Source organism: Rickettsiales endosymbiont of Stachyamoeba lipophora (assembly GCF_003932735.1).
In the GTDB taxonomy this organism is placed as follows: domain Bacteria; phylum Pseudomonadota; class Alphaproteobacteria; order Rickettsiales; family 33-17; genus RICK01.
In genome coordinates, this window is record NZ_CP033611.1 from 783,182 (window position 1) to 798,142 (window position 14,961).

At 31.4% G+C, this 14,961-nt stretch carries 11 protein-coding genes; 5 read left to right on the forward strand and 6 right to left on the reverse strand.

Annotated features, from left to right (window positions below):
- Positions 1–21: 21 nt before the first annotated feature.
- The 6 genes from EF513_RS03575 to EF513_RS03600 all read right to left on the reverse strand — a co-directional run bounded on the left by EF513_RS03575 (position 22) and on the right by EF513_RS03600 (position 6,393).
- Entirely contained in the window at positions 22–1,098 is a 1,077-nt protein-coding gene (locus tag EF513_RS03575) for a Ulp1 family isopeptidase (RefSeq protein WP_125216045.1), read from the reverse strand.
- 64 nt (positions 1,099–1,162) lie between these two features.
- On the reverse strand, positions 1,163–3,283 hold the full coding sequence (flhA, locus tag EF513_RS03580) for a flagellar biosynthesis protein FlhA (protein WP_125216046.1): 2,121 nt from the start codon (positions 3,281–3,283) through the stop codon (positions 1,163–1,165).
- Positions 3,284–3,346: 63 nt separating this feature from the next.
- Positions 3,347–3,883, reverse strand: a complete 537-nt coding sequence (locus EF513_RS03585) for a DNA-3-methyladenine glycosylase (protein WP_125216047.1) — start codon at positions 3,881–3,883, stop codon at positions 3,347–3,349.
- Positions 3,884–3,960: 77 nt separating this feature from the next.
- Positions 3,961–5,241 (reverse strand): M48 family metalloprotease, encoded by a 1,281-nt coding sequence (locus EF513_RS03590; protein ID WP_125216048.1) that lies wholly within the window; start codon positions 5,239–5,241, stop codon positions 3,961–3,963.
- Positions 5,242–6,057, reverse strand: a complete 816-nt coding sequence (locus EF513_RS03595; RefSeq protein ID WP_125216049.1) for an FTR1 family protein — start codon at positions 6,055–6,057, stop codon at positions 5,242–5,244. It abuts the gene before it with no gap.
- 9 nt (positions 6,058–6,066) lie between these two features.
- Positions 6,067–6,393, reverse strand: coding sequence for a cupredoxin domain-containing protein (locus EF513_RS03600; RefSeq protein WP_125216050.1), 327 nt, complete (start codon positions 6,391–6,393; stop codon positions 6,067–6,069).
- Between the two features lie 133 nt (positions 6,394–6,526).
- Between EF513_RS03600 and EF513_RS03605 the strand changes: the two genes are divergently transcribed.
- Genes EF513_RS03605 through EF513_RS03625 form a run of 5 tightly spaced genes read left to right on the forward strand, consistent with a single transcriptional unit; the run spans position 6,527 to position 14,961 of the window.
- On the forward strand, positions 6,527–7,045 hold the full coding sequence (locus EF513_RS03605) for a hypothetical protein (protein ID WP_125216051.1): 519 nt from the start codon (positions 6,527–6,529) through the stop codon (positions 7,043–7,045).
- Positions 7,045–7,728 carry a flagellar motor protein MotB gene (locus tag EF513_RS03610; protein WP_125216052.1) on the forward strand — a complete coding sequence of 228 codons (684 nt, stop codon included), beginning with the start codon at positions 7,045–7,047 and terminating at the stop codon, positions 7,726–7,728. The genes EF513_RS03605 and EF513_RS03610 overlap by 1 nt, the downstream gene beginning before the upstream one ends.
- Complete coding sequence (locus tag EF513_RS03615) at positions 7,712–10,681, forward strand: tetratricopeptide repeat protein (protein WP_125216053.1); 2,970 nt, start codon at positions 7,712–7,714, stop codon at positions 10,679–10,681. The genes EF513_RS03610 and EF513_RS03615 overlap by 17 nt, the downstream gene beginning before the upstream one ends.
- Positions 10,682–10,689: 8 nt before the next feature.
- Complete coding sequence (dnaG, locus tag EF513_RS03620) at positions 10,690–12,405, forward strand: DNA primase (protein WP_125216054.1); 1,716 nt, start codon at positions 10,690–10,692, stop codon at positions 12,403–12,405.
- 15 nt (positions 12,406–12,420) lie between these two features.
- Positions 12,421–14,961 (forward strand): valine--tRNA ligase, encoded by a 2,541-nt coding sequence (locus tag EF513_RS03625; protein WP_125216055.1) that lies wholly within the window; start codon positions 12,421–12,423, stop codon positions 14,959–14,961.

Here is a 14,961-nt window from a genome sequence, read left to right on the forward strand (position 1 = left end):
TAAACAAACAGGTAAGCATTGCTATTTTGCAAGTATCTTTCCTACATTATTCGTGATGTTTGAAAGCCATGAAGTAGGAGTTAAAGGGATGTGTGAAACTTGAGTGCTAACTGTATCTAAAGTATTTATGTTAGATATGCTTGAGTTCAATAAATTAGCCGGTTTTTTATAATTTTGTAAATAATTTTTGATCAAAGATAAATCTACTGTAAGGGTAGCTATAACCAACGCTCCCATTAGAATACCAAGACACTTAAAAAAGAAAGAATGTTGCGCTATAAAGTCACCCATATTACCAAAAAAAGAAAGTGGTTGCTCTGGTTTCTTAGAAGCCGTATTTTTTTCATTTATTATAGGTAATATAGTTGGTTGATTATTTTCAGGCGCAATGCTTGTTTTCGTGGCTTTAGGTTGATTAACAAATATATCAGGAAATGTCCTTTTGATTCTTCTAATAGCTTGGTCAAAGTTGAGTTCTTTATTGGCAAATCTGTATTGTAATCGGCGTATATATTTAAGGGCTTTAGGAGTAAAAGTAACATTAGATTTAAGTTTTAACTCTCCAACATGGCAAAGTAGGTTTAAAACAGCTAGCGGTCCACAAGACTGGTCATCTTTTTGTACAAATCCTGGCACGTGATTTACTCGTATACGAGTATAGTTAATATTAAGTTGTGCTGCTATTAGTCCGAAAAAATTATTTAATGAGTTTTGTTGTTGCCGATTAAAATCTGTTTGTAAGCTATTAAAGCAAATAACTTCCAATGTTTTAATATTTGGATTTTCTGGGGAAGAAGTAATTTGAGCAATGAAGCTTACCCAGTGGGATAATTCTTCCTGATGAAGTATTCCTAGCAGTTTTTTATTATTATTCAGGTCTTCTTTTATATCTTTTATATAGTCTTGTTCATGCTGCAACTGGCTGAGATAATCAAAACTAGTGCCAGCGACAGCTTCAATAGCTGAGCTAACCCGCCTACTTGAAATAGTATCTTCCTTTATATGATTGAAAATATCAAGTATATGAACGCTATCATAGCACTCTTCTAGCCAAGCTTTTTCACCATTTAAATTAGCAGCCGTTGAATAAGAAGCCATAGTGTATCTTAATAAAGGTTAAATCGATTAAAAACATGTTAATAATGTATTAACAATGTGTCAATTAAATTTGGCCGATAGTTTTCACTTTTATCTTAGGATGAATCTCATTTTGAGAAAGTACCACAGTTATAGGTCTAAACCTTTCGATTATAGATCTAATATAAGGTCTAATAGAGGGGCTAACTAAAAGAGCAGGCATCTCGCCTTTCATTGCAAAATCTTCATAAGCAGATTTAATAACCTGCATAAATTTTTGAAGCTTTGATGGTGGAACGGTAAGCTGCCTATCATCAGTAGTTCCTACTAAACTTTCATTAAAAAGTTGTTCCCATTCTGCTGAAAGCACTACAACAGTAAGAAAGCCGTGTTCATCAATATTGGCATGGCTAATCTGCCGTGCAAGTCTGCTCCTAACATATTCGGTAATTAACATAATATTTTTAGTTGATCTACAACATTCAGAAATAGCTTCTAAGATAGCCTGCAAATCACGAATAGAAATAAGTTCATTTAATAAATTCTGTAATATCCTTTGAATTCCACTGATAGAAATCTGATTGGGACTAATTTCATTAAGCAATTTTTTATGTTCTTGGGTTAAATCATCTAATAATTTTTGAGTTTCACTGTAGGTTAAAAGCTCAGTAATATTTTCTTTTACAATTTCTGTTAAATGGGTAGTTAAAACCGTGATAGGATCAATTACTGTATACTCCCTATTAATAGCCTCCTCACGGTATATTTCAGGTACCCACATAGCATCAAGGCCAAATGCAGGCTCTTTAGTATTTTCACCGTTAAACTCAATTTTACCGCCTTTAGGATTCATAACTAATACCATTTCTGGCCTAATTAACCCTTCTCCGCATTTAATTTCTTTAACAAAAATAGTATAATAATTTTGTTCTAACTCCATGTTGTCTTGAATTCTAACTGACGGGAGAATAAATCCGAGATCTTTGGCTATTTGCTTTCTTAAGGATTTTATTTGATCAGGAAGTTTAATCCCTTTGTTGTTAACTAGGCCGATTAGACCGTAACCTAATTCAATCCTAATATTTTCTATTTGCAAGGATTCAGTAATGCTTTCTTCTTCTGTTTTAACGGTTTGAGGTTCGTTTGCTTCTAAAGGTTCATCTTTTTTGGTTGCCTTGTCCAATAATTCCAAAATTTCTTTATTATTAAGCATATAAGTAATGCCACCAATGGTGAGTCCAAGTAGTAAAAAGGGAAAAGCAGGAATGCCAGGTATAAATCCCATTAAAAACATAAGTCCTGCTGAAATCATTAAAGCATGAGGAAATTTACTAATTTGTCCGAATATAGCTTTTTCTGTTGAGCCTACTACGCCTGATTTTGATACTAATAAGCCAGCGGCCAAGGAAACAATTAACGAAGGAACTTGGGACACAAGACCGTCTCCAATAGTAAGAATAGTATAACTATGCAAAGCTTCGCTAAAATCTAAATCTCGTTGTACCACTCCTATAATAATGCCACCAATAAAGTTGATAAAAGTAATTAAAAGGCCGGCAATAGCATCTCCGCGTACAAATTTATTAGCACCGTCCATGGAGCCATAAAAGGTTGATTCATCTTCGAGTTCTTTACGTCTGAATTTAGCTGTAATCTCATCAATTAACCCTGCAGACAAGTCAGCATCTATGGCCATTTGCTTTCCAGGCATAGCATCTAAGCTAAATCTTGCCGCAACTTCAGCTATTCTCCCAGAACCCTTTGTTATTACTACAAAATTTATTATAGTTAATATAGCGAATACAATAATGCCAATTACTAAGTTTCCTCCCATAACAAAATGGCCAAAAGCTTCAATCATTTTCCCTGCTGCATGAGGTCCGGTGTGGCCTTCTGATAAAATAAGCCGGGTAGAGGCTATATTTAAAGATAACCTAAGCATAGTAACTATCAGCAAAATCGAAGGGAATGTGCTTAATTCTAAAGGCTTACCGATTAATAAAGACGTAATCAAAATTATTACACTTGAAGTGATAGAAATAGCTAACAGAAAATCTAATAGAAATTTTGGTACAGGGAATAACAGTACTAAAATAATACCAATGACCGCACCTGCAAATAGGATATCACTATATTCAAATGCTTTCTGAGCTTTTGAAGCAATCTTTGAGGCGAGGGGAGATGAATTAAAGCGGGATTTACTCACTTTTTAAATATAAAATTATTCAAAATATAAAATAATCTAAATATATACAAAAAGCAAAAATTTTTATTTAAATTTAACAGAATTTATAAAATCATAATTTTTTACGACAAAACGCCAATCAAGTTCCATTCCTTTGGTAATGCCAATTCTAGTGGTAGTAATAAACTCAGGATTTAAGTCAACATCTACTACATAAAAAATATGGTTATTGATCAAGCTGATTTTATTATGTTCTCGATCTATGCCTAAATATTTACATAATTTTCCAGGACCATTTAGATTAACTTTTTCCGGAGAGATCAGATAAGCTCCTCTAATCAAAATAGCAGAAGGGTAACCTTCTTTTTCAGTAACGATATTTAAGCAGTTGTACATACCATAAATTAAATAAACATAACTAATTCCAGCTTTGCCAAACATAACCTCATTACGCTTTGTAAGGCCTTTATAAGCATGAGATGCCGGATCATTAAAACCTGCATAACATTCAGTCTCAGTAATAATTGCCTTAAAGTGATTAAATATTATTAATTTTCCTATTAAATTTTTAGCTACTACTAGGCTATCTTGCTCATAAAAATCTACAGTAAGTTGTTTCATAATAATTAGAAAATAGCATATAACATAAGGTTATAAATAGGATAATTTAAAGCTTTTTAACTTAAAAAATAGGAGTGTTATTTTAGCAAATCTTGTATCTTAGCTTTAAGTTTAGGATTATTACCAGCTTGCTTTAAGGCAGTATTGGCATAAAATTTAGCTTCTTTTTCATCACCAATAAGGAGTGCGGCTTTAGCAAGATAATAATTACTATTACACGGGTCTCCTTTAAGATTATAAGCCCGTGCAATATTATAATAAGTCATATAGTCAGGATTCGTACTTAAAGCTGATAATAGATGGTTAAAAGCTAAATTAAAGTATTTTTGATTGTTGGTAGATTCATAAATTGATAAGAGATTAGTGCCAAACTCAATTCGTAAAATATTGTTGGAAGTAAGTTTAATAGCTTTTTCGTAATTACTAATAAAATCATCGTATTGATTTTGTTTAAAACTAATAATACCTGCAAGCTCATAAAAATATGGGTAGCTAGGATAGGCTTTAATCAATTGGCTGAGTTGCACTCTTGAATCTTGAAATTTGTTTTGTCTTAAGTAAAGAATAGATTTTGTATATAAATCATCAGGGTTATTAGAATGTTTAATTTTTTTTAATAAGTTATGCCCGTTATTTTCTGCTAGATAAGCAGTAATTTTAGATTTTATCAATTTAAAATTAAAATTATTCAGTTGTGTGCCGAGATAAGAATTTTTATCAATTAGATTAATTCTTTCCATGGATAAAGGATGAGTACGATAATAGGTATTGTCCGAATGAACAATGCGTTCTTGAGCGTATATTTTACGTAAAATGGAACTGAGCCCTTTTGTAGAAATATCAGTTTTTTTTAAAATATCTAAAGCTGCAATATCAGCCATTGATTCTTGAGAGCGGGTAAAAGCAAAAATGTTAGACAAGGCTGAATGTGTGCCCCCCATAGCTATTCCTGCTCCAATTTCTTGGTTTAAGCCAGCGACCATCAGGCCTAAAAAGGTAGATGCTACAGCTAAAACGTTATTTTTATTAATAACATCCTGACGAGAAAAAAAGTGCCCTCCAATTATGTGGCCAATTTCATGAGCTATTACTCCCGCAAGCATTTCGGGTGAGTCACAGTTGGCAATTAAGCCAGTGTGAATAAAAATTTTATTACCTGGAATGGTAAAAGCATTTAATTCGTGGTCATTAACTATAATTATATCAGTTTTAGCTTTAAGGTTAGCTGCCTTGAATAAAGGTTTAGTGAGTTCATTTAGATAAGATTCTATTTCAGCATCACGAATTATTGAAAGACCTTCTCCGTGGCTAGCGAATGCTAGCAAAATACATAAAACCAAGTAATTAACAAATTTCATTTATGAATGTTTAAATGTTTTATTAGAAAATTTTATGCCACTTATAATAATAATGAAAGTTATAATATAAAAAAGAAATGACATTAACGTAGGACGATCGTCATATCCTATCAAAATATTTAAAGTTTTACCTAAAGTACTATTAAGGGAGATAAATTGAGAACTATCCCAAAAATTATTAATTAACTCTGGTAAAATACCTGCTGCAATAAAAAAATTAGCAGCTTGAGATGCAAGACTGCATGCAACTAAAATTAAAAGAAAATTGGTTAGCTTAAATATATATTTTCTTAAAAAGATTAAGGATGTTTTGTAAAAAATAAAACTTACCAAACTAACAGATAACACGCCTAAAAGGACGCTTAAAAGAATTTCAGAAAGAGGGTATGAGTGAGTGCGGATAATGCTAGTTAAATATATGCCTAATTCAGAACCTTCTCTAAAAATTAAAAAAGCTACAAGCCATACAAGGGACTTAATGCTTTTAGTACCTACTGTAATATTATAAGAAATATTTTTAATTTTAGTAGAAGTTTGGCTGGCATTTTTATTAATCCAAATTATAGCTGTAGCAATCATTAATGCTGTAAAGGCAAGGGTTAGTCCATTTACTAATTCTTGACCCATGCCATCAGCCATAGTATCAATTGAGCCAGAATAGTAAGTTAATATAGAAGAACCTAATATCCCTATAAGTAAGCCGGTAATTATATATTTCGTTCGAGTTGGAATTTCGGCGGTAGCTACTAACACCAAATTTAAAATAAAAATTACTTCCAATAATTCTCTAAATACAACAGCAAAAATAGCAAACATAATATAATTCTACTTTATAATAATTTTTCCTTGGGCGGTGTCTTGGTGGAAATCACCAAAAAATATATATTCTCCAGGAGATAATGGACCAAATGAAACAGTAGTTTTACTATTTCCTAAAATAATTTTTTCGCGCTTTAAGTCAATACTTTCAAATTCTTCAGGTGTTTTATCATGATTAATAATATTTAGTTTAATTCTAGTATTGGAAGGAAGTTCCAAAATTTCAGGTTCAAATCTATGATTTTGTATGTTTAAGGTGTAGTGCTGAACCTCACTAGCTTGAGCATTCAATATAAAACTCATAGAAAATATAAAAACTAATAATTTAACCATAAAAAATAATTTCCTGATGCAATTGAGAATCATTATCATACAGATTTTTTAAAAGATCAATCTTTTTTAGGTACTTGCCTTAAAAATTCTTTTGCTTTAATCTAAAGTGGATTTATTTTTTAAGTTTTTTGTAATGGCAGATAATCGTTCCTTACTATATATTATAATATATTTGATTTTAATCAGTTTTTTTATACTAATTATTAGCCATTTACAGTTAACGCGTAAGAAAGAACCATTAGATCACCCCAAAAATACAGTAAATCAAAAAGTTGATGGCGAATGGCTAGTAAAAAACACCATTTTTGATCTTAAAACTGAAGCAAATCAAATAGCTCAAGAATATAAATTGCCTATAGCTCAGAATGCTAACAATGCCAACCAAGCATACAGTTTAAGTGTCAATATTGAGGATGTATATTATGAAAATAAGATACATATTAATTTTAAAAATTTTTTATATAAATTTTATTATAATATTAAATCTCACTTTAGTTTTAGAAATTCTAAATTTCTGCTGCCGCACAGCTTATCAGTCATACAAAAAGCATATTTAATGGATTTCTTGGCAGAGGAGCTAGAAACAGGTTATGAAGTTATTTTCACTGATATAATAAAGGATAAATTAATTTTAGAGCTGGAATATAGATAATGGAATTTACCAAGGAAAATACTGTATCTAATAACAGCTTAGCTATATTAATTAAAAATAGCGAGGCGTCATCAGAGGAGCAACCAAAAGTCTGGCTAATCATATTTAATGATTTATTGTCATTAATATTATGTTTTTTGGTACTACTTTATATGAGTTATACTCCAGATCATAAAAAATGGGAGGCATTAGGCTCAGCAATTAAGATGACTTTTTCATTAAAAAACTTTGGTGAGTTTAGTATCAATAAAAAAACTCAACAAGAAATAGATAAAAGTTTAAATGTACAATCATTTTCAAAAAATTATTTAGAAAAATTAATATATTTAAAATTTTCTGAGCAACCCTCCTTATTAAAATATAAAATTAAAATCATTGAGGATAATTTAGTTATAGATCTTACCAATAAAGAAGGAAATATTATATTAACCAATGAATTTATCAAAGATTTGCAAAAATTATCTGAAATTTTTATAACCTTACGTCAATATAGATTTAGTTGTATTAGTATTGAAAAAGATGGATTGTTAAATAAATTTGAAGAATATCATGAAGATTTTGAACAAATAGTAAAAATTTTAAATGACAACGGTGTTAAAACGGAGTTAGATATAACTTATAAGTTTCAAAGTGACCAACAGCCAATAAGGGGTATTTTAATTAAAAATGATAATCATAATTAGAATATTATCATTTTTAATTGTAGGTATTAACCTTGTTTTTGCAGCAGATGTAAAAACAATCACTAAGCCTATATCTAACGGGATAAGGATTATATTTATAGTAAATGATCCTAAGGTTTTTGATATTACAGAAAATAATTCTAAGATTATAGTTAACTTAGGTGCTGATACCCCAAGTTTTATAAATTTAAATCACAATATAATTAAGAATACTACCAAGAACGGTAACGACATAGTTATAGAGCTAAACAATCAAGCTAGGTTTAGAAAGTTCATAAGTGATAAGTTTGTCGGGCTAGATATTATCAGTATAAATAAGCCAATTGATGAAACATTCTCCCAAAAAGAAACCTCACAAAGTCAGAACAACATCGATTTAAAGCAACCTAAAATCACACCCCTTAATCAAGGCACAAAAAAAACTAGCAAGAGGCTAGAGAATAAAGCTACAAGCCTTGGTAAACTTCTAGCAGGAAGTACAGAAAGGGGTTTGGCACATCCTAAAGAGCCAGTTCAAGTTAAAGAGCAATTTGCAAGCCCAGCTACTATACCAGAGATTAAAAATACCAAAGTTAGTAGTGCTAATATTGATATTAAAGTAGATAATAAAGAGTCTTTATCTCCCCAAAACATCATTAAGTTTGATCAAAATAATGAGCGGTTAATTATTAGTTTTCCTTGGGATCATATTGTACCGGCAGTAAGTTTTAATCGAGGGGATAATTTTTATATTATATTTGGTAGTTATCATAATCCTCCTGTAATACCCAAGGATATTCCTTATGATATAGGTAACATAGAGTTTGTGACTAAAGATGGTTTTGTGATTTATAAATTCCGTATACAACAAAATAATTTAGATTTAGTAAGATCAAACAATACTTGGCATATTGTCATACCAAATGATAGAAATAAAAAGCGCATACCTACTAAATTAAAACCTTATGATTTTGAAGATAGCGACCTAGTTATTGATATACCCTATGCTGATAAATATTTAGAATTTACTGATCCATTAATTGGTGATCAATTATTAATCTATCCTCTGGCCAATGACCTATATTATGTTGATCAAACAATAGCTTCATCGGATTATGAAATTATAAATACTTTTCAAGGTATTGTGATAGTTAAAAACAATGATCAGTTAAGAACGGAAGTAACTTCTCATAAAGTTAAACTCTTTTCGCCAAGTTCAAAGAAAAGAGCTTATGGAGCTAATAAGTTTCAAAATCAAAATAGTTTTTTTGATTTTGGTAATTGGAGCAAAGTAAAAGACCACCAATTTGATGACCAACTAAATAACTTATTTTTAAAAGTTTCCAATTCTTCCAAAGAACAAAAATCAATTTATAGATTAGAAATAGCTAAACACTATTTTAAAAATAAATTTTTAAGTGAAGCTGTAGCTATGCTAAATTTTATGGAGAAATCAGACCCGTATTTTTGTGATAAAGTGCCTGAAGTAAAGATATTTAAGGCTGCAAGTGAGTATTTAATGGGGCGATACCAAAGTAGCAAGCAAACTTGGGATGAAATTGATTTTGATCCATTACCACCCAAATTTCATAATGAATTATTTAGCTGGATAGCTGCCAATCAGCAAAAAATAAATCCTGAATTTAGCAAATATCAAATTAACTTTCTAACATATCAAAATTTTTATTTTGTAAACTATCCTGATGAATTAAAAAATCAGTTTGCATTACAAGAGTTAGAATCAAATCTTGCTATTAAAAATTTACCTCAGGCTGGAAAGTTGATAACTTATCTCAGCTTACAAAAACTAAAGAACTCAAATGATCTTGAATATCTTAAAGGGGTTTATTATTACCTTAGTGGTAATAATAAAAAAGCTGAAGTAATTCTAAATAAGCTAAGTGCAAATTATGAAGATCCTAAAAATAGATTTAAAGCGGTTCTAAAGCTTGTAGAAACCAAGCTTAACAATAAGGAACTGAACCAAAATCAGGCTATTGAATTACTTAATAAAGTTAAATTCACCTGGAGAGGCGATGAAATTGAAGTGAGTTATTTAGAGCTTCTTGCGGAATTATATTGGGAGACTAAACAATATGACAAAGCCTTGCTTAGTTGGAAGCAAATAGTAAACAATTTTTCTTCAAGTCCTAGTAGCATTTTGGTGGCTTCCAAGATGAGTGAGAGTTTTGCAGATCTTATAAGCAATGAACAAAAATACTTAGCTGATGATTTTACGATAGTAGCAATATTTAATGAATTTCAAGAGTTAACGCCTCTGGGTAAATTAGGAGACCAAGTTAACCGTAGCATTATTGCTAAGGTGGTTAAGCTTGATTTACTCGAGCAGGCAAGCAGCCTACTTAACCATCAGATAAAATTCCGTACTGAGGGAGAAACTCGAAATAACCTTATAGCTGATTTGGCCTATGTACAAATTATCAATAGTAAACCCCGCGAAGCTCTTGAGACTTTAAATCTATCTTTAGACCAGCCTTTAAATAAAGAACTTGAGAAAAGATATTTTTATTTAAAAATCAAGGCTTTGATCAATGCTGGTCTTACCAATGAAGCACTAGATATGATAGGGTACCGCGATGATGAGCAATCTTTAGCGCTACGAATGGATATATTATGGTCAAATAAAGATTGGAATAACATCAAAAAATATTATGATCCTTTAAGTGAGGCGTTATGGGAATTTAGTATACCTCCTAGTGAGACTCAACAAAGGATGATAGTTAAGCTTGCTGTGGCCTATGCTAAATTAAATGATCATGTTGCAGTCAAAAGGATTGCTGAAAGGTTTTTAGATAAAATAAATCCTGCTAGTCCTGGCTGGGAAGTGCTGAATTTTATAGCACGAGATACTCAAAAATTGGATATAAAATCAATTGATAAAAATTTAGGTGTTGATCAATTTGAGTTATTCCTTAAAGAATATCATCAAAGAATAATAAATCAAAGCCTCTAAGATAAATAATGTCTAGTGAAATTACTCAACAAATCAAGGATCGACTGCGTATATCTGATCTTGTAGGCAGAAAGGTTGCCTTAAAACGTAAAGGCCATTTATATTGGGGATTGTGCCCATTTCATCATGAAAAATCATCATCTTTTTGTGTTAATGATATTAAGCAATTCTATCACTGTTTTGGCTGCCAAGAGCATGGCAATATCTTTGATTTTTTAATTAAAACCGAAAAGCTTGATTTCAGAGCTGCTCTTGAAAAGCTAGCCAAAGAAGCAGGAATAACTCTCTCTAGCAATATAAGCTTTATAGATCCTAATAAAGTTCTATATCAAATAAATAGTGAAGCCCTAAAGTTTTTTGCTGCTAATTTGAGCACCAATCTTAAAGCACAAAATTACTGCCAAATGCGTGAAATGAATCAAGATATCATTGAAAAATTTGCAATTGGTTTTGCCGATAGAAGTAAAAACCTTATTAAATATCTAACTAATAAGGGCTATAAAGAAGTTGATATAGTAAAGGCAGGCCTTGCTTGGCGTAAAAGTAATGGTGATATTATTGAATCATTTCAAGATAGACTTATATTCCCAATTTTTAATCAAATTAATAAAGTTATAGCTTTTGGTGGAAGAGTTATCGAAGCAAGTAACAAAGATATTCCTAAATATAAAAATACTTCTGAAACAGCAATTTATACTAAAAAGAATCAGTTATATAATTTGAATCGTGCTAAATTAATTCATCCTAATAACATTATTGTTGCTGAAGGATATATGGATGTAGTTGCTTTAGCAAAAGTGGGCATTGAAAATGTGGTAGCCCCTTTAGGAACAGCTATTACGACCGAGCAAATAAAAATGTTATGGCGAATTTGTAATGAACCTATTTTTTGCTTTGATGGTGATGAAGCAGGACTTAAGGCAAGCTCCAAAGTAGTAGATTTAATATTGCCCATACTAGAAACTGATTATTCAGCCCAATTTGTACTGCTTCCTGAAGGGAAGGATCCTGATGATATGATTAAGGAAGGGCAGGTTGAAAAGTTAAATAAATTATTGAATAAGCCGATATCGCTTACTTCTATAATATGGCAAAAATATGTAGGCGATCCAGAAAAATTATCTCCTGATCAAAAAGCTCAAGCTGAAAAAAATCTTTTTAAGGCTATTAATCAAATAAGCGACCAACAAAAAAAAGCCTATTATTATGATTATTTTGTAGACCAAGTAAGGACGCTTCTTAGAAGAAAAAACCAATTCTATAAAAACGGTGGGATGATTACTAGCAGGATAGCGGAGAAGCAGCCTCCTAAAACTGCAAGCATAGATGCTAACGAAAGAATCAAAATTATTTTAGTAGCTTTAATGGCGGCATGCCCTGATATTTTTTTAGATCAAAGTGAATTTATAGGTTCTTTAGAATTAAAAGATCAAAAGGTGGCAGAAAATTTAGAAAGGCTCTTAAATAATGAAAATGTTGAGTTAAGCTTTATTAATTATTCTCCTTATAACATTAATATCAATTTTAAAGATGATAAACTTCGATTAAAAAACCTTTTCAAATTTTATCAAAACGAATATTTTCTTGATATTATGCGAAATAATTTAAAGGACTTAATTACCGGCGGCGCAGGTTTTGAGAAAATCACTCATTTAAGGCAAGAAATGAAAAAGCATGAGCAAGTGGCTAGAGAGTTAAAAGAACAATTAAATACAAGTTTGTAAAAGGTCAAGGTTACAATGAATGATATTTTAGATAAATATAATACACAAGAAGTTGAAGCAAAATGGCAAAATCATTGGGAACAGCATAAAGTATATAAGTGGGATCCAAGCAAAGATAGAAGCGAAAATTTTGTAATTGATACTCCGCCACCTACAGTATCAGGTATTTTGCATATGGGGCATATATTTAGCTATACTCAAGCTGATTTCATCGCTCGGTTTATGAGAATGAAGGGTAAGAATGTATTTTATCCTATTGGTTTTGATGATAATGGCTTACCAACAGAAAAGCTGGTAGAAAAAACTAAAAATGTTAGAGGGGTCAATCTTCCTAGAAATGAGTTTATTGCATTATGTAGGGAAGTAGTATTGGATGCAGAAGAAGAATTTAGAAAGCTTTTTAGATCTGCTGCCATGAGTTTTGACTGGGATCAAGAATATCAAACCATTAGTCCTGAGGTTACTAAATTATCCCAAATGTCTTTTATAGATTTATATAATAAAGGACATATATATCGAAGCCAACAACCGACACTTTGGGATACAATCGATCAAACTGCTTTGGCTCAAGCCGATATTATTGATAAAGAATTTGATTCGGAAATGCATGAAATCATTTTCAAAACAGAAGATAATCAAGAGATTGTAATAGCTACTACTAGACCTGAATTGCTGCCAGCATGCGTAGCTGTAATGATACATCCAGATGACCCAAGACACAAAAGTTTATTAGGAAAAACTCTTAAAACTCCATTGTTTGAAATATCTGTAAGAGTAATTGCAGATGAAAAAGTGGAAATCGAGAAAGGAACAGGGGTAGTAATGTGCTGCACTTTCGGTGATACTACCGATATTGAATGGTGGCGTATCCATAATTTACCATTAAGGCAAATTATTGCTAAAAATGGTAGATTGGCATTAAATGATTTAGATTATATACAACAAGCAAAAATCAATGATCAAGCGAAGCCTTATTTAGAAGCAATAAACGGATTAAAAATTAAAGAAGCTCGTGAAAAAATTATTGAACTTCTTAAGGCTAATGGTTTGCTTACTAAATCATCCTCAATTGTGCATATTGTAAAATGTGCTGAGCGTTCAGGTAGCCCGCTTGAAATCTTGGTTACATCACAGTGGTCAGTTAAAATATTAGAGCATAAAAAAGAACTTCTTAACAAAGCTAAAGAATGCAAATGGTATCCAGAATATATGCAACACCGTCTTGAAAACTGGATTAACGGTCTTTCATGGGATTGGTGTATTAGTAGGCAACGTTTTTTTGGAGTTCCTTTTCCAGTCTGGTATTCGAAAAGACCTGGAGAAGAGGGGAAGGTTATTATTGGTAATACGCAAAAACTGCCTATTGATCCTTTGCATGATTTGCCAGCAGGTTATAGTAAGGAAGAAGTAGAGCCTGATTTTGATGTGATGGATACTTGGGCAACTAGCTCTATCACCCCTCAATTGAGCAGTAAAGCTATAACCAAGGAATTTGCTATTGATTATGAGAGGCATCAAAAGCTTTATCCAGCTGACTTAAGACCACAAGCTCATGAAATTATACGTACTTGGGCTTTTTATACTATGGTTAAATCTCACTTGCATGAAAATACCATTCCTTGGAAAAGTCTAATGATTAGCGGTTGGTGTTTAGCGGCAGATAAAACTAAAATGTCTAAGTCTAAAGGTAACGTAGTAACGCCGGTAAATTTGATACAAGAAAAAGGAGCTGATATTGTACGTTTTTGGGCTGCAAATTCACGTTTAGGGGCTGATATCGCTTATTCCGAAGAAATGTTTAAAATCGGCAAAAAGCTGGTAACTAAATTATGGAATGCTTCGAAATTCTGTGCTCAATATTTTTCAGGAGTAGAGATCAATAATATTACAGCCATAGACGCTTATAAAAATAACCAGATTTTTGAATTGGTTGATATTTGGATGTTATCTAAGCTTAATGAAGCAGTTAAAAATGCTACCTTAGAATTTGAAAAATTTGAGTATTGTAATGCTAAAGCTCATATTGAAAATTTCTTTTGGAATATTTTTTGTGATAATTATTTAGAAATTATTAAAGTGCGCGCTTATGATGAAAATGATAGTAATCCACAAGGTAAATTAAGTGCTGTATATTCACTTTATTATACTCTAAGTACTGTGCTAAAATTATTTGCACCATTATTGCCGCATGTAACTGAAGAAATTTACCAGGCTCTTTATCCAAAAGAGGTATTATCAATCCATCAAAGAAATACTTGGCCAGAAGCCAGCAACCTGCCATATGACCAAGAGGCGGTAGTATTAGGTGATTATTTGGTAGAGTTGCTAGAATATGTTCGTAAAACTAAATCAGAAGCAAACATTTCGCTTAAGGCGCCTATTAAAGAAATTTGGCTGGCGTGTAAAGATAAAAATGTTGAAAAAAGCTTTAGCAAAATAATCACAGATTTTAAAAACGTAACCCAAGCAGAAGAGCTGGTAGTTAAGGAATTTGACACTATAGATAAAGGGGTATTTAATGGTAATAATGAATTAAAACTACAAATTATTACCTAA